Annotated in this window: 20 protein-coding genes; 11 read left to right on the forward strand and 9 right to left on the reverse strand. The window is 54.4% G+C overall.

From position 1 onward, the window contains the following. The first annotated feature begins 149 nt into the window (after positions 1–149). A complete protein-coding gene (acnA, locus tag GKC68_RS10320; RefSeq protein WP_342656799.1) occupies positions 150–2,831 on the forward strand; it encodes an aconitate hydratase AcnA in 2,682 nt (893 codons plus the stop codon). A gap of 31 nt (positions 2,832–2,862) precedes the next feature. On the opposite strand, the gene ribA is transcribed toward acnA, so the two are convergent. Next, a complete protein-coding gene (ribA, locus tag GKC68_RS10325; RefSeq protein WP_015700216.1) occupies positions 2,863–3,456 on the reverse strand; it encodes a GTP cyclohydrolase II in 594 nt (197 codons plus the stop codon). A gap of 227 nt (positions 3,457–3,683) precedes the next feature. Here ribA and pgpB point away from each other — a divergent pair, with 227 nt between their 5' ends. The 5 genes from pgpB to yciH all read left to right on the forward strand — a co-directional run bounded on the left by pgpB (position 3,684) and on the right by yciH (position 7,292). After that, the gene (gene pgpB, locus GKC68_RS10330) at positions 3,684–4,448 is read left to right on the forward strand and encodes a phosphatidylglycerophosphatase B (RefSeq protein ID WP_028724192.1); all 765 of its coding nucleotides are present in this window, start codon (positions 3,684–3,686) and stop codon (positions 4,446–4,448) included. Positions 4,449–4,577: 129 nt separating this feature from the next. After that, the gene (locus GKC68_RS10335; RefSeq protein WP_014593805.1) at positions 4,578–4,889 is read left to right on the forward strand and encodes a LapA family protein; all 312 of its coding nucleotides are present in this window, start codon (positions 4,578–4,580) and stop codon (positions 4,887–4,889) included. A 6-nt stretch (positions 4,890–4,895) separates the two neighbouring features. Next, positions 4,896–6,065: a lipopolysaccharide assembly protein LapB gene (gene lapB, locus GKC68_RS10340; RefSeq protein WP_028724193.1), complete on the forward strand. Its 1,170-nt coding sequence runs from the start codon at positions 4,896–4,898 to the stop codon at positions 6,063–6,065. A 193-nt stretch (positions 6,066–6,258) separates the two neighbouring features. Continuing rightward, positions 6,259–6,972: an orotidine-5'-phosphate decarboxylase gene (gene pyrF, locus GKC68_RS10345; RefSeq protein ID WP_047715264.1), complete on the forward strand. Its 714-nt coding sequence runs from the start codon at positions 6,259–6,261 to the stop codon at positions 6,970–6,972. Next, the gene (yciH, locus tag GKC68_RS10350) at positions 6,969–7,292 is read left to right on the forward strand and encodes a stress response translation initiation inhibitor YciH (protein ID WP_342656800.1); all 324 of its coding nucleotides are present in this window, start codon (positions 6,969–6,971) and stop codon (positions 7,290–7,292) included. Before pyrF ends, yciH begins: the two co-directional genes overlap by 4 nt. Positions 7,293–7,374: 82 nt before the next feature. On the opposite strand, the gene osmB is transcribed toward yciH, so the two are convergent. Then, positions 7,375–7,590, reverse strand: coding sequence for an osmotically-inducible lipoprotein OsmB (gene osmB / locus GKC68_RS10355; RefSeq protein ID WP_028724196.1), 216 nt, complete (start codon positions 7,588–7,590; stop codon positions 7,375–7,377). A 345-nt stretch (positions 7,591–7,935) separates the two neighbouring features. Here osmB and araD point away from each other — a divergent pair, with 345 nt between their 5' ends. Both araD and GKC68_RS10365 read left to right on the forward strand, forming a co-directional pair. After that, entirely contained in the window at positions 7,936–8,634 is a 699-nt protein-coding gene (gene araD / locus GKC68_RS10360; protein WP_047715262.1) for an L-ribulose-5-phosphate 4-epimerase, read from the forward strand. A gap of 271 nt (positions 8,635–8,905) precedes the next feature. Next, positions 8,906–9,772: a crotonase/enoyl-CoA hydratase family protein gene (locus GKC68_RS10365; RefSeq protein ID WP_028724199.1), complete on the forward strand. Its 867-nt coding sequence runs from the start codon at positions 8,906–8,908 to the stop codon at positions 9,770–9,772. 4 nt (positions 9,773–9,776) lie between these two features. Here GKC68_RS10365 and pdeR read toward each other — a convergent pair whose 3' ends face one another. The 5 genes from pdeR to GKC68_RS10390 form a co-directional block, all read right to left on the reverse strand. Next, on the reverse strand, positions 9,777–11,762 hold the full coding sequence (gene pdeR, locus GKC68_RS10370) for a cyclic di-GMP phosphodiesterase (protein ID WP_058705688.1): 1,986 nt from the start codon (positions 11,760–11,762) through the stop codon (positions 9,777–9,779). Positions 11,763–11,918: 156 nt separating this feature from the next. Beyond that, positions 11,919–12,209, reverse strand: coding sequence for a CstA-like transporter-associated (seleno)protein (locus GKC68_RS10375; RefSeq protein WP_028724201.1), 291 nt, complete (start codon positions 12,207–12,209; stop codon positions 11,919–11,921). Beyond that, the gene (locus GKC68_RS10380; protein WP_047715259.1) at positions 12,202–14,268 is read right to left on the reverse strand and encodes a carbon starvation CstA family protein; all 2,067 of its coding nucleotides are present in this window, start codon (positions 14,266–14,268) and stop codon (positions 12,202–12,204) included. The genes GKC68_RS10375 and GKC68_RS10380 overlap by 8 nt, the downstream gene beginning before the upstream one ends. A 190-nt stretch (positions 14,269–14,458) precedes the next feature. Next, positions 14,459–16,393 (reverse strand): exoribonuclease II, encoded by a 1,935-nt coding sequence (locus GKC68_RS10385; RefSeq protein WP_342656801.1) that lies wholly within the window; start codon positions 16,391–16,393, stop codon positions 14,459–14,461. Positions 16,394–16,504: 111 nt separating this feature from the next. Continuing rightward, positions 16,505–18,808, reverse strand: a complete 2,304-nt coding sequence (locus GKC68_RS10390) for an FdhF/YdeP family oxidoreductase (RefSeq protein WP_058705805.1) — start codon at positions 18,806–18,808, stop codon at positions 16,505–16,507. A gap of 250 nt (positions 18,809–19,058) precedes the next feature. On the opposite strand from GKC68_RS10390, the gene GKC68_RS10395 reads away from it, so the two are divergent. The 3 genes from GKC68_RS10395 (at position 19,059) to GKC68_RS10405 (ending at position 22,211) form a co-directional block, all read left to right on the forward strand. Beyond that, on the forward strand, positions 19,059–20,645 hold the full coding sequence (locus GKC68_RS10395; protein WP_089527927.1) for a PTS transporter subunit EIIC: 1,587 nt from the start codon (positions 19,059–19,061) through the stop codon (positions 20,643–20,645). 261 nt (positions 20,646–20,906) lie between these two features. Beyond that, positions 20,907–21,044: a hypothetical protein gene (locus tag GKC68_RS10400; RefSeq protein WP_193750157.1), complete on the forward strand. Its 138-nt coding sequence runs from the start codon at positions 20,907–20,909 to the stop codon at positions 21,042–21,044. A gap of 270 nt (positions 21,045–21,314) precedes the next feature. Continuing rightward, the gene (locus tag GKC68_RS10405) at positions 21,315–22,211 is read left to right on the forward strand and encodes a LysR family transcriptional regulator (protein ID WP_033765953.1); all 897 of its coding nucleotides are present in this window, start codon (positions 21,315–21,317) and stop codon (positions 22,209–22,211) included. Here the strand turns inward: GKC68_RS10405 and GKC68_RS10410 are convergent. Beyond that, positions 22,208–23,323, reverse strand: a complete 1,116-nt coding sequence (locus GKC68_RS10410) for an oxidoreductase (protein WP_342656802.1) — start codon at positions 23,321–23,323, stop codon at positions 22,208–22,210. The two genes, GKC68_RS10405 and GKC68_RS10410, sit on opposite strands and share 4 nt — an antisense overlap. A 190-nt stretch (positions 23,324–23,513) precedes the next feature. Then, a complete protein-coding gene (gene fabI / locus GKC68_RS10415; protein WP_028724208.1) occupies positions 23,514–24,302 on the reverse strand; it encodes an enoyl-ACP reductase FabI in 789 nt (262 codons plus the stop codon). Positions 24,303–24,422 lie beyond the last annotated feature (120 nt).

Raw genomic sequence — 24,422 nt, forward strand, 5'->3', positions numbered from 1 at the left:
AATGCCTCGTAATTTTACGGGGCATTTTTGTTTGCGTCAGATTGTAGCAATTGGTGTTGTAATCAAAACGTTAACAGAAAAGTGGTCTATCTTTATGCTAAACCTTGTTGTCTCTGAGGTTTAAAGACCATGATTATTAAGGAGGAGCTATGTCGTCAACCCTACGCGAGCAGAGTCAGGAAACACTGCAGGTAGATAATCAAAACTATCACATCTTCAGTCTACCTCGCGCATCACAACATCTCGGCAACATTGATCGTTTGCCTAAATCCATGAAAGTTCTGCTGGAAAACCTGCTGCGCTGGCAGGACGGTGATTCTGTCACGGAAGAGGATATCCAGGCACTCGTAGACTGGCAGAAAACGGCCCATGGCGATCGGGAAATTGCCTATCGCCCTGCGCGTGTATTAATGCAGGACTTCACTGGCGTGCCTGCCGTGGTGGATTTGGCCGCCATGCGTGAGGCGGTGAGTCGTCTTGGCGGCGACGTCGCCAAAGTGAATCCTCTGTCGCCGGTCGATCTGGTTATCGACCACTCTGTCACGGTTGACCATTTCGGTGACGATAATGCATTTGAAAAAAACGTGCGGCTCGAAATGGAGCGTAACCATGAACGCTACGTGTTTCTGCGCTGGGGCCAAAAGGCTTTTGATCAGTTTCGGGTGGTACCGCCAGGCACAGGTATCTGTCATCAGGTGAACCTGGAATACCTCGGCAAAGCGATCTGGCAGCAGAACATTAACGGTGAACGTTACGCCTGGCCCGATACGTTAGTCGGAACCGATTCTCATACCACCATGATCAATGCCCTGGGTGTACTCGGCTGGGGCGTGGGCGGGATTGAGGCAGAGGCCGCCATGTTGGGCCAGCCGGTTTCTATGCTGATCCCCGACGTCGTGGGTTTCAAGCTAACCGGGAAACTGCGTGCGGGCATCACCGCAACAGACCTTGTACTTACCGTCACGCAAATGCTGCGTAAGCACGGCGTTGTCGGAAAGTTTGTGGAGTTCTATGGCGATGGTCTGGCTGACCTGCCGCTGGCCGACCGTGCCACCATTGCTAATATGGCACCGGAATATGGCGCAACCTGTGGATTTTTCCCGGTTGATGAAGTCACACTCAGCTATATGACACTAACCGGACGCGATGCAGAGCAGGTGGCACTGGTTGAACACTATGCTAAGCGACAGGGCCTGTGGCGTAACGCCGGCGACGAACCGATTTTCACCAGTACCCTTGCGCTCGATATGAATGATGTCGAGTCGAGCCTGGCCGGACCGAAACGTCCGCAGGATCGCGTCTCGCTGGGTGATGTGCCCGCCGCTTTTGATGCCAGCAATGAGCTGGAGGTGAACCATGCACAGAAACCGCATAAGCAGGTCGACTATACCGACAGCGAGACCGGCCTGAGCCACACGCTGACCGATGGCGCGGTGGCGATTGCGGCGATAACCTCCTGTACCAATACCTCTAACCCCAGCGTGCTGATGGCCGCAGGGTTACTGGCGAAAAAAGCGGTTGAGCGGGGATTAAAACGCCAGCCGTGGGTCAAAGCGTCACTGGCTCCGGGTTCTAAAGTGGTTTCCGACTATCTCGCGGTTGCGCAGCTGACACCTCATCTTGATAAACTGGGTTTTAACCTTGTGGGCTACGGCTGTACGACCTGTATCGGTAACTCGGGTCCGCTGCCGGATGAGATTGAATCGGCCATTAAAGAAGGGGATTTAACAGTTGGGGCCGTCCTGTCCGGTAACCGCAACTTCGAGGGCCGTATTCATCCGCTGATTAAAACCAACTGGCTGGCATCGCCACCGCTGGTCGTCGCCTATGCGCTGGCAGGTAATATGAAAATCAACCTGCAAACCGACCCGCTCGGTCACGATCATCAGGGCAAGCCGGTATTTCTGAAAGACATCTGGCCTTCACCTGAAGAGATTGCGACCGCCGTCCAGCAGGTAACCAGCGATATGTATCATAAAGAGTACGCTGAGGTATTTAACGGCACTCCAGAGTGGCAGGCCATTAAGGTAAGTGAGGCGGCTACCTACGACTGGGATGAAGGTTCAACCTACATTCGCCTGTCGCCCTTCTTTGACGACATGGAAAAAGAACCTAAGCCGGTTCAGGATATTCGTGGCGCGCGCCTGCTGGCGATTCTTGGCGATTCAGTGACGACTGACCACATCTCACCTGCCGGCAGCATCAAGGCGGAAAGTCCGGCCGGTCGCTATCTGCTGTCCCACGGCGTGGAGCGGAATGATTTTAACTCCTACGGTTCACGGCGCGGCAACCACGAAGTAATGATGCGTGGGACCTTTGCGAATATCCGTATTCGAAATGAGATGGTGCCTGGCGTGGAAGGGGGTTACACCAAACACTATCCCAGCGGTGAGCAGTTGGCCATTTATGACGCGGCGATGAAATATCAGGCTGACGGCATTCCCCTGGCGGTGATTGCGGGTAAAGAGTACGGTTCAGGATCGAGCCGTGACTGGGCGGCTAAAGGGCCGCGTTTGCAGGGCGTTCGCGTGGTAATTGCGGAATCCTTCGAACGTATTCACCGTTCCAACCTGATTGGTATGGGTATTTTGCCGCTGGAGTTCCCTCAGGGCGTAACGCGTAAAACGTTAGCTCTGAAAGGGGATGAGGCGATAGATGTGGAAAACCTGGCGCAGCTTAAACCCGGATGCACCGTTTCTGTCACGCTAACGCGCGCAGATGGCAGTCAGGAGAAACTGGATACGCGTTGCCGTATTGATACCGGTAATGAACTGACCTATTACCGAAACGACGGTATTCTGCACTACGTCATTCGCAACATGCTGAACTGATAAATCAGCCGGGGAAACCCGGCTGTTTCATTCAGGACTTCGGCAGAAGATGACCCATTTTTTCTGCCTTGGTATCAAGGTAGTGCGCATTCTCAGGATTGCGCCCGACAACCAACGGCACCCGCTCAACAATATTAATCCCGGCTTCACCCAGAATTTCCACTTTCCGTGGATTGTTAGTGAGCAGCCGAACTTCATTGACGCCCAGTAACTTAAACATATCGGCACACAACGTGAAGTCACGTTCGTCAGCGGCAAATCCCAACTGGTGATTGGCTTCAACGGTGTCGTAGCCTTTATCCTGCAACGCATAAGCACGAATTTTGTTCAGCAGGCCGATATTACGACCTTCCTGGCGGTGATAGAGCAATACGCCGCGGCCTTCTTCAGCAATGGCATTCAGGGCCGCTTCAAGCTGGAAGCCGCAGTCGCAACGCAGGCTGAACAGCGCATCGCCAGTCAGACACTCGGAATGAACACGAGCCAGCACTGGTTGATTATCGTTAATATCGCCAAAGACCAGGGCAACATGGTCATGGCCGGTTGCCAGTTCTTCAAAACCTACCATCAGGAAATCTCCCCATGGCGTGGGCAGTTTGGCTTCTGCCACCCGTTTAAGCTGCATGTGACTCTCCAGAACCCTCAAAGGATGCACTATCATCATAATAGTGCACAGGCCGATGCGGCCCGACAAACGTGGAATATTGTGCCACAACCGCAAGCCAGGCTGTTAATCTGAGTAAACGATTGTTGTGATAAAGCACGATTATCTAATCTTAAAAGGTTATGTTATTCTTTTTTAAGCTAAAGTTATGCTTTCGCAACAGGTTTTTACCGGGAAAAGGAAAAGGGATGATTAAAATCTTTCAACGGACGCTGGCTGGAATGCTGCTGCTTATTATTATGCCGGTTACAGTAGGGTTGTCCGGTTGGCAATGGCAACCTGGCGAAAGTACGACCTTTCTTAAGGTCTTGTTCTGGATGACTGAAACAGTCACACGGCCGTGGGGGATGCTGACCAGCCTGATATTAAGCGCGTGGGTGCTATGGTGCCTGCGTTTCAGGCTCAAACCGGCGCTGCTGCTCCTGTTGATCATGAATGCCACCATCCTGGCCGGTCAGTACACAAAATCCTTTATCAAAGAGCAGGTGCAGGAACCCCGGCCCTATGTCGTCTGGCTGGAGAAAACTCACGGGCTGGACGACAAAACTTTTTACCAACTTAATCGTGAACAACGTGGCCAGCGCGTCACGACGCTGATTGCGGATGAATCCCATATTCCGGGCTGGCTCAAAAAGCACTGGGCCTTTGAAACAGGATTTGCCTTCCCGTCCGGACACACGATGTTTGCCGCCAGTTGGGCCTTACTGGTCATCGGTTTACTGTGGCCACGCCGGCATTACAAAACGATTGTGCTTGTCGGACTCTGGGCGACAGGCGTCATGGGCAGTCGCCTGCTGTTGGGCATGCACTGGCCGCGCGATCTGGCCGTGGCAACATTCATTTCCTGGGTGTTTGTCGTGGTGGCAACCTGGCTCGCTCAACGCTTCTGTGGCCCGCTGAGCTTGCCACCGGAAGAGAAGCAGGAGGTGGCGGAACGGGAACAAGGATTGTAATTGGGCCGTTCAGCACCATATCTTTATCTTGAAACTGCGCAAAAGCTCTTCGTCTGATGCGGCCGGGAGCAGTATTTTTGCCGTAATTTTGGCATAATTCTATTCGACAACCTCACAACGGGATGCACTGTGAAATATTTGCTGATTTTTTTAGTGGTTTTGGTCATTTTTATCATTTCCGTGACCCTTGGCGCGCACAACGACCAGGTTATCACCTTTAACTATCTGCTGGCGCAGGGTGAATTCCGTATCTCTACGTTACTGGCAACGCTTTTCGGCGTCGGTTTTTTGCTGGGATGGGTTATCTGCGGACTCTTCTGGTTACGTCTTCGGGTCTCTCTGGCCAATGCACAGCGTAAAGTTAAACGCCTGCAGACACAGATTGATCAGAGCACGCCAGCGCCTGTCGGTAAACCGCTACCGCCAGCCGCGCAGGAATAAGTCTCCATGTTAGAGCTGCTGTTTCTGTTACTTCCTGTCGCCGCTGCCTATGGTTGGTACATGGGGCGCCGAAGCGCGCAGCAGGATAAGCAACAGGAATCAAACCGCCTGTCTCGTGACTACGTCGCAGGGGTAAACTTTTTACTCTCCAACCAGCAGGACAAGGCGGTCGATCTGTTTCTTGACATGCTCAAGGAAGACAGCGGCACGGTTGAAGCGCACCTGACCCTTGGCAACCTGTTCCGTTCGCGCGGTGAGGTTGACCGCGCCATTCGAATTCATCAGTCTTTAATGGAAAGCGCGTCGTTAAGCTACGAACAACGCTTGCTGGCTATCCAGCAACTGGGCCGTGACTATATGGCAGCAGGGCTTTATGACCGCGCCGAAGACATGTTCAAACAGCTGACGGATGAGACAGATTTCAGGGTCGGTGCACTGCAACAGTTGTTGCTTATTCATCAGGCAACCAGCGACTGGCTTCAGGCTATCGAGGTGGCTGAGCGGCTGGTTAAACTGGGCAAAGACAAGCAGAAGGGTGAGATTGCCCATTTTTATTGCGAACTCGCGCTGCAGGCAATGAGCAGCGACGATCTCGACAGGGCGATGACCCTGTTGAAAAAGGGGGAGTCAGCCGATCGCCAGAGCGCACGCGTCTCGATTATGATGGGGCGCATCCTGATGGAGAAAGGGGAGTACGCCAAAGCCATCGAACATCTGCAGCGTGTTCTGGATCAGGATAAAGAGCTGGTCAGTGAAACGCTGCCAATGTTGGAAACCTGTTTTCAGCGTCTTAATCAGCCCGACGCCTGGGCCGCATTTCTTAAACGCTGTGTGGAAGAGAACACCGGCGCCGCGGCGGAACTGTATCTTTCTGCGATTCTGGAGCAGGAGCAGGGCGCGGAAGCCGCGCAAAACTACATTAATAACCAGTTACAGCGTCACCCCAACATGCGCGTATTCCATCGTCTGATGGAGTTTCATCTGCATGAAGCGGAGGATGGTCGTGCAAAAGAGAGCCTGATGGTGCTGCGCGATCTGGTCGGCGAGCAAATTCGCACGAAACCACGCTATCGCTGCCAGAAATGTGGCTTTACGGCCCATGCGCTCTACTGGCACTGTCCGTCATGCCGGACCTGGTCATCAGTCAAACCGATTCGCGGACTGGATGGGCAATAACCCGTTGGTTATTGTCTCAGTTTTCAATGTATTTTAGTTACAACATACTATTAGCGCTGATAACAGAAATGACCTGATCTCCGTGCGTTTCTCGCCTGGCAGCGCCACAGGGATTGTGATGCGAAAAGCGGGCAGGTAGAATGCGTGCCGTTTGTCTAACGCGCCAGCAGGTGCCTACCGCAGAGGAAATAGCATGGCCTTATCCCAGACTTCACCGGTGTTAGTGGCGCTTGATTACCACGATATGAACAGCGCGCTGCATTTTGTCGATCAGATAGAGCCGGGCAGCTGCCGTCTGAAAGTGGGCAAAGAAATGTTCACACTGTTCGGCCCACAGCTGGTAAAAACCCTGCAACAGCGTGGATTTGAGATCTTTCTCGATCTGAAATTTCACGATATCCCCAATACCACCGCCCGTGCGGTCGCTGCCGCCGCCGATCTTGGCGTCTGGATGGTGAACGTGCATGCGAGCGGCGGGGCACGCATGATGAATGCCGCCCGTGAAGCGCTTCTTCCCTACGGTGAGCAGGCGCCGTTACTGATTGCCGTCACCGTGCTGACCAGTATGGATGCCGAAGATTTACTGGGCCTGGGCATCACGCTGTCTCCCGCAGAACAGGCTGAACGCCTGGCAAAACTCACGCGCGAATGCGGTCTTGATGGGGTTGTCTGCTCCGCACATGAAGCCGCGCGGTTCAAACAGGCGATCGGTCATGATTTTAAGCTGGTGACTCCCGGCATCAGGCCTCTGGGAAGCGACGCGGGCGATCAGCGCCGCGTTATGACGCCACAGCAGGCCCGCCTTGCTGGCGTCGATTATATGGTAATAGGGCGTCCTGTTACGCAGTCAACGGACCCCGCAGCGACACTTAAGGCGCTGTTGCAGGATTTGGAGAGCGTAAAATGAGTCACGATAATCCCCTGGTGTATTCAACTGACGCTGGCCGTATCACTCAGCCTGAACAAAAGGCGGAACGGCCCAAAGGCGACGGCATTGTTCGCATTCAGCGCCAGACCAGCGGACGCAAAGGCAAAGGTGTCTGCCTGATTTCTGGCGTCGATATGGATGATGCAGCATTGAATCAGCTGGCCGCTGAACTGAAGAAAAAATGCGGTTGTGGCGGATCGGTCAAAGAGGGGGTGATCGAAATCCAGGGCGACAAGCGCGATTTATTAAAAAGCCTGCTGGAAGCCAAAGGAATGAAGGTAAAACTGGCTGGGGGTTGAAAGAAGAAACCGGACTACAAGGTAGCCCGGTTTTTTATTATGTAGATGCGCTGCGTAGCCGTGATTTATTTTTATAGCGTGCTTAGTGAACCTGGTGACCGATAATACCACCCACAGCTGCACCACCCAAGGTACCCAGCGCGCTGCCGTTGGTTAATACAGAGCCACCAATTGCGCCGGCACCTGCGCCAATCGCAGTGTTACGGTCACGTTTAGACCAGTTTGAACAGCCGCTCAACGCCACAACCAGGGTGGTCGCCAGAACAGCGGCGGTCAATTTTTTCATTGTAATTGTCATGCACTTCTCCTTTATTGTGTATGCAGATGCAACACAGTAAGTATAGCTGTGAAATTTTTTCAGGCCGCCTGTGAGGCATTATTACCGCTTCCTTTCAGTATAAAAATGCCAGACACCATGGACAATCTGCTTGTAGCGGCTGAAAAGCATCATTAACAGATGGACCTGTCTGATGCCTGACAGAATTCTATTCATTTTGCAGAATTTCCGAAGATGGAAAATTCTTAATTCGCGACACAATTTTTCATTCACAGCCATTTTCCGCTGCTTTTTAGCTATTTGCTCCATAACGTTTTTTCTGCCTGCTCCGCACACTATGACAACCCTTCTCAGCAGGAGAAAAAAATGCTGGAGCACCTTAAACAACAGGTCCTGGAAGCCAACCTGGATCTCCCCAAATACAACCTTGTCACCTTCACGTGGGGAAACGTCAGCGCGATTGACCGTGAGCAAGGTCTGTTAGTGATTAAACCTTCCGGCGTCAGTTACGATGTCATGAAAGTGGAGGACATGGTGGTAGTCAATCTGGCGACCGGCGATGTGGTGGAAGGCGAAAAACGGCCTTCATCCGATACGGCTACGCACCGGGCACTCTACCTGGCCTGGCCTGAGGTTGGTGGAATTGTCCATACGCATTCTCGCCATGCCACCATCTGGGCGCAGGCCGGACGTGCCATCCCCGCGTGGGGCACCACCCACGCGGACGACTTTTACGGTGAGATTCCCTGCACCCGAGCCATGCGTGATGAAGAAATCAAAAATCAGTATGAGTGGAATACGGGCGAGGTGATCATTGAAACCTTCGCAGAGCGCGGACTTTCTCCTTCGGCCATTCCTGCCGTGCTGGTAAATTCTCACGGGCCATTCGCCTGGGGCAAAGACGCACATGCGGCCGTCCACAGTGCAGTGGTACTGGAAGAAGTGGCTTACATGGGATTGTTCAGCCAGCAGCTCACGGCCAGCCTGCCTCCCATTCAGCAGACCCTGCTTGATCTGCACTATTTGCGCAAACACGGGGAAAATGCCTGGTACGGCCAGAAATAATGCCTGGGGCGCAGCGATGTCTGCGTCCCGAAATGGCTAGTGATGAGCGAGCCTTAAGGGAAAGACAGTCTCATCAATGCCGGTTATAGGTTCGCGCCTTTCTGTGATAAAAGCGGGATATATCAAGTAAGTCTACTAATCATTTAATGGTGGTGCATCGGGGATCACTCTGGAATTTATGTTGTAAATCAATCTCTCATTTGGTCTGGCCTCACTCTGGATTAGGCTGATGTGGCGCAATTAGCGCATCAAAATAATAGAGGATGAGACAATGACCGTGATTAACCAACCCACATGCAGACTGTTTTCTGAAGCCGGACAAACCACGCAGTTAGTTGCCTATTACGAGGAAGGTCGTCGCACCATGTGGATGATGTTGCGCGCCCAGCCACGACCCAGTTTTAATCATGAGTTGATTGAAGAGATCATGAATCTGAGCTACACGGCGCAGCGATCGGGCTTACCTGTCGACTTTTGGGTCACCGGCTCGTTAGTACCACAAATGTTTAATGCCGGGGGCGATCTGCGCTTTTTTGTGGAATGTATCCGCAACAATCGTCGCGAAGCGTTACGTGCTTATGCCCGTGCCTGTGTTGACTGCATCCACTCGGCGGCGCGCGGATTTGACACCGGCGCGGTAACGCTGGCGATGATTGAAGGCAGTGCGTTAGGCGGCGGTTTTGAAGCTGCACTGGCCCATCACTTTATTCTGGCGCAAAACAATGCGCGGATGGGGTTTCCGGAAATCGCCTTTAACCTGTTTCCCGGAATGGGCGGCTACTCGTTAGTCGCACGGCGTTCGGGCATGAAACTGGCGGAAGAGCTGATTATGGAAGGCGAATCGCACAGTGCCGAATGGTATGAAACCCGTGGTCTGGTCGATAAGGTTTTCCAACCGGGCGACAGCTACCGCGCCACCCGTACCTTTATCGATACGCTTCGACCCAAGCTGAATGGCGTACGCGCCATGCTGAAGGCGCGCCAGCGGGTACTGCAGCTGTCACGCGCTGAACTGATGGATATCACCGAGGACTGGGTAGATTATGCATTCACCCTTGAAGCGAAGGATATCGCCTATATGGAACGTTTAGTCCAGTTACAAAACCGCCACAGCGCATCACTGCGTAAAGCGGGTTAGAGAATTACACGCGGGCAGGATGCTGAGCCAGCCAGTGCCCAAACTGATCGGCGGGCATTGGTTTTGCGTAAAAATAGCCTTGTCGACCATCAACGCCGCTTTTGAGCACAAAGGCTTCTTCATCGACGGTTTCAATGCCTTCGGCAATGACCTGCAAATCAAGCGCCTTCGCGACCGCAACAATCGCCCTGACGAGTGACTGAGAAACGGGTCGTTTATTCACATTACGGATAAAGCTCTGATCCAGTTTGATCGCATTAATAGGGACGCGCGCCAGCTGTGAAAGGGAGGAATAACCGGTGCCAAAGTCATCAAGGTGAATCTGGGCACCCAGTTCCTGAAATTTACGCATCAGCTTGAGCGCTTCGGCTTCATTCTCAATCAGGCAGCTTTCCGTCAGTTCAATATCCACCGGGCACTCGGTGAGTCCGGCATCCGTCAGGGCTTGTTTCAGGTCACTGTAGATTGTCTGGTCGAGCAACTGGCGCGCCGAGACATTAACCGCGACGCGCAGATAAATATTCTGCTCTCGCCAGGCAATAATTTGCTTCAGCACGTTAAGCATGACCCAGCGACCCAGTGGCACGATCAGCCCGGATTCTTCCGCGTAGGGAATAAATTCACCGGGTGAAACCAGCCCGCGCTCGGGTGAGTTCCAGCGAACCAGCGCTTCCGCACTGCGCACTTTACCGTCAGCATCCACTTTAGGCTGGTAGTGCACTAATAAATGGTCCTGCTCCAGCGCTTTACGCAGGTTGGTGTCGAGCCAGAGATATTCAAAAACCCGACGGTTCATCTCCTCGGCAAAAACACAATAGCGGCCACGATTGTTCTCTTTGGCGTGATACATCGCCGTATCAGCGTTACGAATCAGACATTCACGGTCCTCTCCATGTAGCGGGGCCAGGGCGATTCCGACGGAGCAGCCGCTGTAAACCTCGATAAGGCCGATGCGGAAAGGCTGACGCAGGCGATCGAGAATGCGCGTAGCCATGGCTTCCAGCGCAGCCTGACTGGTGTGCTCAGCCAGCACCACAAACTCGTCACCGCCCAGCCGTCCAAGCGTCTGGTTCTTGCTCAGACAGCTCAGAATCGCCAGGGAAACGGCCTGCAACAGTTGATCGCCGAACATATGACCGTAGGCATCATTCACTTTTTTGAAATTATCTAAATCCAGGTAGACCACGCCAGTTTCACTGCCCTCAGCCCGCTCCAGCGCATGGCTGATTTGCTGATGAATCGCGTGGCGATTGGGCAGGCCAGTGATGCCATCGGTGTTGGCCATCACGCGCAGGCGCTCCTGCGCACGGCGTTCTTCCGTAATATCCGTTCCTGAACAGATGAGGAAAATTTCATTTTTACCGCTGCCGCTGTGAACAAACTTATTACGAAAAAGAAACAGTCGCTGTCCTTTCATCGTCTTGATCCAGCGTTCCACTTCGTAGGAATTCCCATCGCGAAAGAACCCTGCGATGTTCCTGCGTGAGGCCGCAGCTTCCTGTTTGGTCATAAACAGCTGGAAAACATTACGGCCGATCACATCCTGTTCATACAGGCCGGTATACTCTTCGCTGAGGCGGTTAAAGCGTTGAATGTTGCCGCGCTGATCGAGGATAACGATGACCGAGTTGGCCTCCGACACGACCTGTTCAGCAAATGACAGGCCCAGCGTCAGGTCGCGCGCTACCGCCGACGTATCGCCCCATGCCGAAGCGGTGCCCGCCCATACAGACTGGTTGATCCGCCGGCCAACAAAATGCATGGCGACTTGCTCGCCGTGAATCGTTAACGTCAGATTAATACTGGAAGTAATAACGGGCATCGCGCGCAATAAGCTGCACTGGCCGGGCGTCAATGGCACAGCAACGCTGGTATTCGATGATTCATCCAGGGCAAAAAGCAGCGCATCACTGTCTGCGGTTAATCGCCAATGAGGGCTGGTTGTACCAAACAAGGTATACAACAACGATTGCCCTTGTTCATCGGTCATGGTCACTCCCTCCGGGAAGTACATTGCTGGCGTTATCTCGTTATTTTAGCAACAGTATTCATCAACTGACGCCAGCACAAGACGAAACTGTATTTATTTTGCTTTCCAGAAAAAACGGGCAGAAAAAACCCCGCCGAAGCGGGGCACATTTTCTATTCAGCACGGACATTTTCCCAGCTTACCGGCCTGGCTGGGGAAACGGGCATCCAGACAATAACGATGAAAGTCCCGCTCGCTCATCGGCGTAATGTCAGGATGATGTTGCCGCATATGCTGCAGGTATTTCGGGTAATCCTGCACGCCGACCATTAAACGAAAACTTTGCTGAAGTCCCTGCCACAGCGCTCGCCAGCGAAAACCCACGGGTTTTGGCCTGGAAAGCAGCGCGCAGCGCATTATATGCCAGCGACCCTGTGGTCGCGCTACGCGATGGATGCTGTCAACCATGACGAAGCTCCTTACGTAAGGATATGTCTGACTCATGCGTAGTGGGTAGAGCGCTACGCAGCGCGCGACGAATGACAAAGAAGGCCGCAATCAGCATCGTAACGGCAACCAGCATAAAGAACCCGCACAGGGCAGCATTAATCTGGTTACTGAATACGATGGTTTGCATATCGGCCACGGTTTTCGCGGGTGCGATGATGACGCCATCATCCAGGCCTTTTCGGAATTTATTGGCCTGAGCAAGAAAACCAATTGACGGTTTTTCGTGGAAAATCTTTTGCCAGCCTGCTGTCATCGACGTAATAAACAGCCAGATAGTGGGCAAAATCGTCACCCACGCATAGCGCTGCTTTTTCATCTTAAACAGCACGACCGTGCCCAGAATCAGCGCCATCGATGCCAGCATCTGATTACCAATACCAAACAGCGGCCACAACGTGTTAATCCCGCCAAGAGGATCGATCACGCCCTGATAAACGAAGAAACCCCAACCTGCGACGGCGACGGTCGTGCCGGAAAGGTTGCCGAGCCATGAGCGGTTATTGGCCAGTGAAGGCACAACCGTCCCGACCAGATCCTGCACCATAAACCGGCAAGCGCGCGTACCGGCATCCACGGCGGTTAAGATAAACAGGGCTTCAAACAGGATGGCAAAATGATACCAGAAGGCCATCATCGCGCGGCTGTTGAACACCTCCGTAATGATGTGCGCCATGCCGACCGCAAAGGTTGGCGCGCCCCCGGCGCGTGACAGAATTGAGGCTTCTCCCACGTCTCTGGCGATACCGCTTAACATTTCAGGTGTGACGACAAAGCCCCAGCCGTTAATCACCTGAGACGCATTTTCTACCGTAGAGCCAATCAGTGCAGCAGGGGCGTTCATCGCAAAGTAAACGCCAGGGTCCAGCACAGAGGCGCATATCAGCGCCATGATTGCCACAAACGACTCCATCAGCATCGCGCCGTAACCGATAAAGCGAATATGGCTTTCACGCTCAATCAGCTTCGGCGTGGTGCCGCTGGAGACCAGCGCATGGAAGCCGGAGATGGCGCCACAGGCAATGGTAATAAACAGGAACGGGAACAGGGCGCCGGAAAAGACCGGGCCTGAGCCATCAATAAATTTGGTCACGGCGGGCATTTTCAGTTCTGGCATGGCAAAGACGATGCCAACGGCCAGCCCGACAATCACGCCGATTTTCAGGAAAGTAGACAGGTAATCTCTGGGAGCCAGCAGCAGCCAGACCGGCAGCACCGAGGCGATAAAACCATAGATGACCAGCACCCAGGTCAGAGAGGTGCCTTTCAGTGTGAAGAACGGGCCCCAGTAGGGATGCTGAGCCACATCACCACCGTAAATAATGGCCGCCATCATCAGCACAAAACCGATCAAGGAGACTTCGGCGATCTTACCCGGGCGCAGAAAGCGCATGTAAATGCCCATAAACAGGGCGATAGGAATCGTTGCTGCAATGGTAAACAGCCCCCACGGGCTGTTCGCAAGGGCCTTAACCACCACCAGCGCCAGCGCGGAGAGTATGATGATCATCACGCCCAGCGCACCCAGCATGGTAATCACCCCGGCAAAGGCGCCCAGCTCCTGACGGGCCATTTCTCCTAAGGAACGGCCGTCACGTCGTGTAGAGATAAACAGGATCAGGAAGTCCTGTACCGCACCCGCCATCATCACCCCAATCAGGATCCAGATCGTGCCCGGCAGAAAGCCCATCTGCGCCGCCAGAATAGGGCCGACCAGCGGCCCGGCGCCCGCGATAGCCGCAAAGTGGTGACCGAACAGCACCCACTTATTGGTGGGAACATAGTCAAGGCCATCACTGAGGCGCTCGGCGGGGGTAAGACGGCGATCGTCCAGTTCAAAAATGTTGCGGGCGATAAACAGGCTGTAAAAACGATAAGCGATGCTGTAACAGGCTACGGCGGCAATCACCAGCCAGACTGCGTTGACGTGCTCGCCGCGGTTAAGCGCCAGCATCGCGAACGCACCCGCGCCAATTAACGCCACTGCCAGCCAGAGCACGCCGTTTTTGACGTTCTTCATAACTCACTCCTTGTAGAGACCGAATGGAAGGCGATCGGATACAACGAGCTAACGTTAATGTAATGTAATGTAAGTGGAAGTTAATAAAGATAAAACTGTGAAGTGTGGAGCAAATTTAACGCAGAGATACAGAGGCAGGCGAAGGGAAAAAGACCGTCGGAGCAGGCTGTGCTGTTCCGACGGTGGTGTCTTAGGCGGCAGGGCGTGCAACAACGCTGCGTGTTTCCATGCGAACTTCCGCAATGGTCACGTCAATCACGTCTGACACGCGGTAAACCACGTCACCTTTAATCTGTACTGTACCGCTTTCCTGGCTGCACACCAGCTCATCGCGCACAGCATGCAGGAACGGCGCAGGAATAAAGGCTACGGCGCCATTTTCCAGCAGACGAACGCGCATGCCACCACGTGATACATCAATGATTTCTGCGCTAAACTTGCGGTCAGTTGCGGCAAACGGCGACAGATAGCGGGCATAGAGCCAGTCACCTACGTCGCGCTCGGCCATGCGGTTTAGACGACGACGCTCGCTCATCGTGACTGTCAGCGCATCGTCCGGACGGCCGATGGGTTCGCCGCGCACGATCGCCTTCAGCAGACGATGGTTGATCATATCGCCAAACTTACGAATCGGTGAGGTCCAGGTGGCATAGGCTTCCAGCCCCAAACCAAAGTGAGGGCCCGGCTCGGTGGTGATCTCTGCATAGGTCTGGAAACGACGAATACGGCTGTCGAGGAACTGAGTGGGCTGCGCATCCAGCTCACGACGCAGCACGCGGAAACCGTCGAGCGTGGTGATCGCCTGAGGATCGGCCGTGATGCCGTGCGTGGCCAGGACAGCAGCGGCCTGTTCGGCGTTTGCTGCGTCAAAACCGGCATGGACGTTGTAGATACCAAAGCCCAGCTTTTCGCGCAGCACGTTGGCGGCACAGATGTTTGCCAGAATCATCGCTTCTTCAACAATCCGGTTCGCTATGCGGCGCGGTTCGGCGACGATTTCCAGCACTTCGCCTTTTTCGCCCAGCAGGAAACGATAGTCCGGGCGATCTTTAAACACCAGCGCGTGGTTTTGACGCCACTCGGCGCGTGACAGGCACAGGCGGTGCAGCAACCGAATCTGGTCAGCAATCGCGTCGTTCTGTGGTTGCCATTCGCCACTGTTTTCCAGCCAGTCTGAAACCTCGTCGTATACCAGCTTGGCTTTGGACTCGATCCAGGCCGCAAAGAACTGCACATCGTCCGCCAGGCTTCCATCCTGAGCCACGGTCACGCGGCAGGCCAGAACCGGCCGACGCACGTCAGGGCGCAGCGAGCAGACATCGTCAGACAGCTCACGCGGCAGCATGGGAATATTAAAGCCCGGCAGGTAGTTGGTGAAGGCACGCTGCGCCGCCAGCTTATCCAGCTCGCTGCCTTCGGCAACGTAAGCGGTGGGATCGGCAATGGCGATAGTCAGACGCAGGGCGCCATCGTCCAGCGCTTCAGCATACAGCGCATCGTCCATATCTTCCGTGCTGGCGCTGTCGATGGTCACAAAATCCAGCGCGGTCAGGTCTTCACGCGTCAGGCTTTCGTCCAGCATTTCGCCAAAGCCAATTTCTGGCGCTTCACGCTCCAGATTATGACGTGACAGTGTCACCCACCACGGCGCAAGGTGGTCGTCGGCTGTAACGATAAATTCGGTGAGTTCGGCATAAAAGCCACGGTCGCCTTTTAAGGGATGGCGACGCATTTCCGCCACGGCCCAGTCGCCATTCTGGAAATCATGGCTCAGTCCACGGACCGGACGACACTGAATCGCGTCTTTAAGCAGAGGATGATCGGGCACAATTGAAAGGCGGTCATCTTTTTTCTGCACGCGGCCAACAAAACGGCTCAGAAAGGGCTCGACCAGCGTTTCGGGCTCGGCACTTTCGCGATCTTTATCGCTGTGGACGATGGCAACGATACGGTCGCCATGCATCACTTTTTTCATCTGTGGCGGCGGGATGAAATAACTTTTCTGAGCATCGACTTCCAGAAAGCCGAATCCCTTTTCGGTGCCTTTAACAACGCCTTCTGCACGGGGCGTTTGCGAGTGAAGCTTCTCTTTAAGCTGCGCAAGCAGCGGATTATCCTGGAACATGATTTTTACGTTTCGTGGCCTAATAGCGGCTGACAGTTTTACGCGAATCGGGGTCTCGCGGCAAGGCAAAAAGCCGGACGAACCGGCTTTTTGCCTGGAGAAAAGCCTGAATCAGGCAATGCGTTGGGTTGGCAGCGCCTGCGTCAGTTCGAGCTTAACCGGCACGGATTTTGAGGTGGGCGTGCCGCTGATATCACCGAAGCTGTTTAACGGAACCAGCGGGTTGGTTTCAGGATAGTAGGCGGCCAGGTTGCCGCGAGGAATGTTATAAGGCACCAGCTTGAAGCCGCTGACGCGACGCGTGACGCCATCATTCCACAGCGTTTCAATATCCACGTTCTGCCCCTCACTGAACCCTAATTCAGCCATGTCATCGGGGTTGATAAAGACGACTTCGCGCTGACCGTAAACGCCGCGATAGCGGTCGTCGAGACCGTAAATCGTCGTGTTGTACTGATCGTGCGAACGCAGCGTTTGCAGCGTGAAGGGCACGTCCTGATCCAACTGAGGAAACAGCGAGTGGGGCAGCGCAGCAGGGCTAAACTCAGCCTTGCCGGTCGGCGTATTAAAACGCAGTTCTGCCGCCGCGTTGCCAAGATAGAACCCGCCAGGCTGATCGCATTTGGTATTGAAGTCGGCAAAACCCGGAATCGTGGCCGCGATATGATCGCGAATCAGGTTGTAATCCGCTGCCAGATCTAACCACTTCACCTTGTCATCACCAAGAACCGCGTGAGCAATACTCGCCACAATTGAGGTTTCAGAACGCTGCGTTTCCGCCAACGGAATCCCGACGCCTTCAGAGGCATGAACCATGCTGAAGGAGTCTTCGACCGTAATAAACTGGTTACCCGTAGCCTGCAGATCGCGCTCGGTGCGGCCCAGCGTAGGCAGAATCAGTCCTTCATGACCCGGCACGAGGTGGCTGCGGTTAAGCTTGGTGCTGATGTGCACCGTCAGACCACAGCGGGACAAGGCTTCTTCAGTGCGCGGGGAATCCGGTGCCGCCGCTGCGAGGTTGCCCCCGAGCGCGATAAGCACTTTGATTTCATCACGCAGCATGGCGTTGAGCGCTTCAACAGTATTGTGGCCTGCAGCACGCGGGGGTTCAAAGCCAAAGTGCTGACCCAGTGCATCGAGGAAAGGCTTAGCCGGTTTTTCGTCAATGCCCATGGTGCGGTTACCCTGAACATTACTGTGACCGCGTACAGGACACAGGCCTGCACCTTTTTTGCCTAACTGCCCAAACAGCAGCTGCAGGTTGGTGATTTCACGCACGGTATCAACCGAATGCTTGTGTTGGGTGATGCCCATGGCCCAGGTGCAAATAACCCGATCGGCACTCTGATAAATTGCCGCCGCTTCGCGGATTTGCGCCTCTGTCAGGCCGGACTGCGCCACTATCTGCATCCAGTCAGTGCTATCGACCGCATCAAAATAGGCCTCAACGCCATGGGTTTTGGCATTCAGGAAAGCCTGGTCGAACAGGCCGCTTTCGCCCGCCGCAAGGCGTGCACGATGCGTTTCCAGCAGGGCTTTCACCATGCCGCGAACGGCAGCCATATCACCACCCAGATGCGGCTGGTAATAGGCAGAGCTGATGGTGCCCGCTTTAGACGTGACAATTTCCAGCGGCTTTTGCGGATCGGCAAAACGTTCCAGACCGCGCTCGCGTAGCGTGTTGAAGGTCACGATTTTTGCGCCATGGTCGGCGGCGTGACGCAGGCTGTGCAGCATGCGCGGATGGTTTGTCCCTGGATTTTGGCCAAAGACAAAAATGGCATCGGCATGGTCAAAATCGTCAAGACGGATGGTGCCTTTACCCACGCCGATACTGCGTTTCAGGCCCGCACCGCTTGCCTCGTGACACATATTGGAGCAGTCCGGGAAGTTATTGGTGCCCAACATGCGGCCAAACAGTTGATAAAGCCAGGAGGCTTCATTACTGGCGCGACCAGAGGTGTAAAGCTCCATCTGATCCGGGTTATCCATTGCTTTAATATGTTGTGCGATGAGCGCAAAGGCATCATCCCAACTGATGGGTTCGTAATGATCGCTTTCGGCGTTGTAACGCAATGGATGTGTCAGGCGGCCCTGATATTCCAGAAAATAGTCGCTTTGTGCATACAGGGTTGCCACGCTGTGTTTGGCAAAAAAGTCGGTATCAACAACGCGGCGCGTAGCTTCCCATGTGACGGCTTTTGCACCGTTTTCGCAGAAGCTAAAGGTACTTTTATTGTCATCGCCCCAGGCACAGCCCGGGCAGTCGAAGCCGCGTGCTTTGTTCATGCGCATGAGGTTACGCAAATTTTTCAGCGCAGCTTTACTGTCGAAAACAAAACGTGTGGTGGCTTCCAGTGAACCCCAGCCGCCCGCTGCGGCACGGTATGGCTTAATTTGACGCTTAAATTTCATCATGTGTGCAGGCTTATTTTTATGTTGGACGAATGTTGCAAGGATATATCCTGATGGTAAAGATTAGTGTGCTATTCACAACAAAGCTTGTCTAATTGATTGGCTTAATGGTGCGATAGCTGGCGTTTATCGTGGGGCACGTCAAGTGTGATGGTGTTCATGTTTTACCTTTTCGTAACCTTGTCATAACGGGTGTTATCGGCACATCGCGCTAATACTTGCTGTTTAAAACAGAAAAGGGCGCGACACCATGAAACAACTGACCAGCCAGATTCATGCGTTTGGCAAGGCGTTGATGATGCCGATATCGGTGATTGCGGCGGCCGGCATCTTCCTGGGGCTGGCTGCCGCCATGCAGAATCCCGCTGTCACCGGTGAAGCCTTCGCACAGATGCAGGTTGCCCAGCTTATCATCGGGTTTATTCGTAAAGTCGCAGGCGCGCTCTTTGCTAATCTGCCGCTGTTCTTTGCCGTGGCCAGCGCCATCGGGCTGGCAAAAGCGGAAAAGCCCACGGCAGCCTTTGCCGCAGTTATCGGCTATATCGCCATGAATGTCGGCATTAACGCTACGCTGGCCGCCAGGGGCATTACCGCCGCCACGACCACACCTCAGGCGCTGCAGCAGGCCGGAATGGATCAGACCACGGCCATGATGACCTCGGCGGAATATATCCAGATGCTGGGCATTTTCACCTACAACATGAGCGTGCTGGGCGGCGTGATTGCCGGACTGCTTACCGTCATGTTGCATAACCGCTTTTATACCCAGCAGCTCCCCACGGCGATCAGTTTCTTTGGCGGACGCCGTTTTGTGCCCATCGTAACGGTGGTTTTCCTGCCGCTGATCGGTGTGCTTCTGGCGCTCGTCTGGCCCACTATCGGTGAAGGTATTGCCTGGGTAGGACAGATGATCGGTCGGAGTGGGCAGTATGGTGCGTTCCTGCTGGGCGCTTCAGAACGTATTCTGATCCCGACTGGCCTGCATCATATCCTGAATGAAACCGTGCGCTTTACGCCCATCGGCGGTATGGCCATCGTGGACGGGCAGACGATCGTTGGCGCATTAAATATCTTCAATACCTCGCTAACCCACCCCGGGATGATTCCTGATACGACGCTCCGCACCGCCACGCAGTTTCTGGCGCAGGGAAAAATACCGGTCATGATGTTTGGCCTGCCGGCCGCGGCCCTGGCGATCTATCACACGGCAAGGCCTGAGCATAAGCAGCGCGTTAAGGCGCTGGTCATGGCCGGCGCGCTGACGTCCTTTACCACCGGGATCACCGAACCGCTGGAGTTCTGCTTTATTTTTGTTTCGCCGGTGCTCTATCTGCTGCATGCATTTCTAACGGGCCTGTCATTTATGCTGATGTCGATGCTACATCTGATGATTGGTAACGTGCAGGGCGGCATTATCGATCTGGTGGTGTTCGGCGTGCTGGGTGGCAGTAAAACCCACTGGTGGTGGACGCTGGTGCTTGGGGCAATCTACGCACCTGTTTATTACTACGCGTTTCGTTATGTGATTACGCGCATGCATGTCGAAACGCCCGGGCGGGAAACGGACGAGGAAAAACCCCAGCTTGTTGAAGCCAGCGAGCGCACTAACGTGATCATCAGCGGACTGGGCGGGGCGGCCAATATAGAAGATGTCGATTGCTGCTTCACGCGTTTGCGGGTTCGCGTCAAAGACATGAAAGAAGTGGTGGACCAGACGTTAATAAGCACAGGCGCGAATGGAATTAACCGCGTGAGCGAACAGGATGTGCAGGTGATTTATGGCCCACAGGTTGAGAAAATCGCACAAGAGGTGAAATCAGCGTTGGGCGTCGGATAATCCCCTTTTACCCGGCAAAGGTGCAATACCGTGCTTTTGCCGTTTGTCACTCCTTTGCCTTGGCCGCCTTACTTCCTGCCTACTCACTGTCCGCTGTCCCCAAAAAGCGTCTTCGCGATAATCCGGATGTGTGTAACAAACTGGTCACAATATATAAGCCGGGCTTTATGTTTCATTTTGTGAACGGGACTTGTACTTTACCGGTAACACTCTAAGGTAAGAGGTGAAGGTCAAATACACGCAATCAAAAGGGGGTTATTGATGGCTAAACACAGTCTGGTTAAAATCGTTGAAATATCGGCAATTATATTATTTTCGCTGGTGGTGATTTATTTACTGGCTACCGGCGTCCTCTCTTCCACAGGGATTGATCACGCCTGGCCGTATCCCACGAAATGAGTGTCGCAACACCAGGGAAACACCAATAATAATTACAAATTATGCAATGTTAAGATCTACAAGAAACCCAATCCATTGCCCACATGAGGCGTTCTCCGCCTGATTGTCTGATGTACCGCCGTCTTAACAGCGCTTACCCACTACGCCGCACGCACGAAACCGCAAGCGCCCGCGATCTCTTTACCACAATGCTATCTCCGACTGGCAATCTGTTAACCCATCGGCTCATAATAGGTGTTCATGAGAACGGTGTGACGGCGGGTAAAGAAAATCGATATCAAGCAACTGATCTATCTCTGCAATCTCGAACGCGAACGCCATTTTGGTCGTGCCGCCGAAGCCAGCTTTGTCAGCCAGCCAACCTTATCCATGCGGTTAAAAAACCTGGAGCGTGAACTGGGCCTGTCGCTGATCAACCGCAGTAACAACTTTGCCGGTTTCACGCCGGAGGGCGACAGGGTACTGGCGTGGGCACGGGAAATCGTTTCGGTTTATCAGGGGCTGAAGCTGGAGGTCGAGTCGTTAAAACACGGCGTGAACGGTACGCTTCGCCTCGGTGTGGTCCCGCAGTGCAGCGTTTCGTTGGCAGAACTGTTAAAAGCCGTGCAGGCTCGCTATCCGCAGCTGGATTACCGGATTGCCGTGTTAAGTGCCGATCAACTGCTGGACGCGCTGAACAGCCACACGGTTGATGTCGGCATTGGCTTTTTTGAAATGGCGACGCTGCGGGAACTGCATTTTCAGGCATCGCTGCTGGCGGATAGCGGCGTTGAGGCGGTTTTTCATCCCGCCCATTTCCCCCCGTTATGCGCCCATGAAACGCTTGACCTGCCAACGCTGGCGCAGCAGCCGCTGTGTCTGGCGGAGCCAACCCGCTATTTTCGCCGCTATCTGGATATGACGTTTCGCGATGCGGCGCTGGTGCCGCGCGTGGTGGTTGAAAGCGCCTCTGTCATGCAGCTGTTGCAGTGTACCCAGGTCGGTCTGGGTGTTCTGATCTCGCCGCGTGGCCATTTGCTGCCTGAATCCTTACACGGCCTGGAAAAGCGCACTATTTCGATGCCAAAAATGGCGCGTCAGGCCGCGCTGGTGATCGCCGAGCCTGGCCGGGCCACGCCGCTCGCACAGCATTTTTATGACGAAGCACGAAGCTATCTGGCCAGCTAGCTGGCTTCACCGCAGGCATAAAACAACCGGCTGTTCCAGTTGGCCAGCGCGATAGCCTGTATCACGCTGAACTGCCTGGCATGTGACCAGCCAGCTTGCGCCAGCGGTTGCAAATCGGGCGCACTGACGCGCTCTGGCTGGCGGGTGAGCTGAGCGGTTAGTGTGATGACAGCCTGCTGCGCAGTGTTGGTTTTCGCCTCGTCCGCCTGACTCATTCGCTTTTCTGCATCCGCAGCATGCTGCCAGATCCAGCGGCTGCCCAGTATCCGGGCGGCGGTCGCCTCCACGCTTGCGCTTGCGCCATCTTGCAGCTGTTGATGCAGGGCAAACCAGCTTTGCAGCAGCGCAGGCGCGTGAGCCAGCAGCCAGACCGTATCTTTAAGCACCGGCGCATGCTGACACGCGGCGACAGCGGCATGTTGCGCCTCGCTGGCATAGCGCGGCTCCAGCGGCGTCAGCACAGGCTGCCACGCGCAGGGCTGAGCAAACGTCGCCACATCGGCGTCAGGAGCCGGTGACATACCCGGCATCCAGCGCACCGGCCGTTCCAGCAGAGCATGAATCCCGGCGATGACGCGCGCCTGATAGCAGACAAAGCCCACCAGATGGTTAAGTGTGACGATATCGGCTTCGCTCAGCCCTACCGCATGCAGCGCGCGGATGCTCTCCGCCGTAATTAATGCGGGCTGCATCGCCAGCAGGCGGGCATATTGCGTAATTTGTGTCAGGCGATTGTTGCTTTCACGCGAGGAATCAGGACCCGGCAGGGGATTCAGGCGGGCGGAATAGTGGTTACACAGGCGTTGAATGCCAGCCACCTGAGCCACCGTCAAGGCGGTGCTTAGCCGGTCATACAGCGTAAGCGTATGGATCAGCGTGGTTTCAATCTGGTCGGGAAACAGCTGGTCAACAACGTGATGGGCGATTTGTATAGCGGGCTGGTCGGCCTGAAGTAAAGGCTGAATAGCGGAAGCGTCCTGTGCCAACCCCAGTAAAAACCGGTCATCGATATGGGCGGCCTCTGGAAAAAGCGGGGCAGCCTGTACGCTGCGCGGACGGGTCTGACTTTCATAAAACCAGTGGTCCTGGCCGGGATGGCGGCGTTGTTGCATCGTCAGTCCTTTTGCAAAATCTGATGCGGCGCATGCGGTGATTCATTCGCAGGCCGCAGGGCTGACTTATCGTCGCCCACGGGCAGGTCAGGGCAAAAGACCAATCGGTGATAATTAATAGCGATAAGGAATAACGCGGGGATCGGGCAGGGGGCACTCAGGGCGAGCAATGCGCTCGCCCGTGAGAAACTTATTTCAGTTCCAGTTCATTCATCGCAGCGATGCTGAAACCGCCGTCAACGTGAACGATTTCACCGGTGATCCCACCCGCAAGGTCAGAACACAGGAAGGCCGCAGAGTTACCCACGTCTTCAATGGTGACGGTACGGCGAATCGGGGTGACCGCTTCACAGTGGGCCAGCATCTTACGGAAATCTTTGATGCCCGATGCCGCCAGGGTACGAATCGGACCCGCAGACACGGCGTTGACACGCACGCCTTCAGGACCCATCGCGTTAGCCATGTAACGGACGTTTGCTTCCAGGGACGCTTTCGCCAGGCCCATCACGTTGTAGTTAGGGATAGCGCGCTCTGCACCCAGGTAAGACAGCGTCAGCAGGGCGGAGTTAGGGTTCAGCATCGCACGGCACTCTTTTGCCATGGCAACAAAGCTGTAGGCGCTGATGTCATGCGCGATTTTGAAACCTTCGCGGGTTACGGCATTGACGTAATCGCCATCCAGCTGGTCGCCAGGGGCGAAGCCAATGGAGTGCACGAAACCGTCAAATTTCGGCCAGGTTTTTGCCAGCTCAGCGAACAGGGATTTGATGCTTTCATCTTCTGCAACATCACATGGCAGCACGATGTCAGAACCCAAATCTTTGGCAAACTCTTCCACACGACCTTTCAGTTTGTCGTTTTGGTAGGTGAAAGCCAGTTCTGCGCCCTGTTTGTGCATCGCCTGTGCAATACCGTAGGCGATGGAAAGTTTACTGGCAACACCAGTAATCAGAATGCGCTTACCGGAAAGAAAACCCATAGCTGTAATCCTTATGGTCATGGTAGTTGGCGGTCGTGTTGTTTAAATAATAGACGACCGACGTTAATCGACGTGCGGATTCTAGCACGTCTGCTTGAAATCAGGAAAACCGCTCAGCGT

It is taken from the genome of Pantoea sp. RSPAM1, assembly GCF_038816185.1.
GTDB classification, from domain to species: Bacteria; Pseudomonadota; Gammaproteobacteria; order Enterobacterales; family Enterobacteriaceae; genus Pantoea; species Pantoea ananatis.

Bases quoted from the DNA above. Each gene is read 5' to 3' on its own strand.
- acnA (WP_342656799.1), top strand. From the start codon at position 150: ATGTCGTCAACCCTACGCGAGCAGAGTCAGGAAACACTGCAGGTAGAT.
- ribA (WP_015700216.1), bottom strand. From the start codon at position 3,456: ATGCAGCTTAAACGGGTGGCAGAAGCCAAACTGCCCACGCCATGGGGA.
- pgpB (WP_028724192.1), top strand. From the start codon at position 3,684: ATGATTAAAATCTTTCAACGGACGCTGGCTGGAATGCTGCTGCTTATT.
- lapB (WP_028724193.1), top strand. From the start codon at position 4,896: ATGTTAGAGCTGCTGTTTCTGTTACTTCCTGTCGCCGCTGCCTATGGT.
- pyrF (WP_047715264.1), top strand. From the start codon at position 6,259: ATGGCCTTATCCCAGACTTCACCGGTGTTAGTGGCGCTTGATTACCAC.
- yciH (WP_342656800.1), top strand. From the start codon at position 6,969: ATGAGTCACGATAATCCCCTGGTGTATTCAACTGACGCTGGCCGTATC.
- osmB (WP_028724196.1), bottom strand. From the start codon at position 7,590: ATGACAATTACAATGAAAAAATTGACCGCCGCTGTTCTGGCGACCACC.
- araD (WP_047715262.1), top strand. From the start codon at position 7,936: ATGCTGGAGCACCTTAAACAACAGGTCCTGGAAGCCAACCTGGATCTC.
- GKC68_RS10365 (WP_028724199.1), top strand. From the start codon at position 8,906: ATGACCGTGATTAACCAACCCACATGCAGACTGTTTTCTGAAGCCGGA.
- pdeR (WP_058705688.1), bottom strand. From the start codon at position 11,762: ATGACCGATGAACAAGGGCAATCGTTGTTGTATACCTTGTTTGGTACA.
- GKC68_RS10375 (WP_028724201.1), bottom strand. From the start codon at position 12,209: ATGGTTGACAGCATCCATCGCGTAGCGCGACCACAGGGTCGCTGGCAT.
- GKC68_RS10380 (WP_047715259.1), bottom strand. From the start codon at position 14,268: ATGAAGAACGTCAAAAACGGCGTGCTCTGGCTGGCAGTGGCGTTAATT.
- GKC68_RS10385 (WP_342656801.1), bottom strand. From the start codon at position 16,393: ATGTTCCAGGATAATCCGCTGCTTGCGCAGCTTAAAGAGAAGCTTCAC.
- GKC68_RS10390 (WP_058705805.1), bottom strand. From the start codon at position 18,808: ATGAAATTTAAGCGTCAAATTAAGCCATACCGTGCCGCAGCGGGCGGC.
- GKC68_RS10395 (WP_089527927.1), top strand. From the start codon at position 19,059: ATGAAACAACTGACCAGCCAGATTCATGCGTTTGGCAAGGCGTTGATG.
- GKC68_RS10400 (WP_193750157.1), top strand. From the start codon at position 20,907: ATGGCTAAACACAGTCTGGTTAAAATCGTTGAAATATCGGCAATTATA.
- GKC68_RS10410 (WP_342656802.1), bottom strand. From the start codon at position 23,323: ATGCAACAACGCCGCCATCCCGGCCAGGACCACTGGTTTTATGAAAGT.
- fabI (WP_028724208.1), bottom strand. From the start codon at position 24,302: ATGGGTTTTCTTTCCGGTAAGCGCATTCTGATTACTGGTGTTGCCAGT.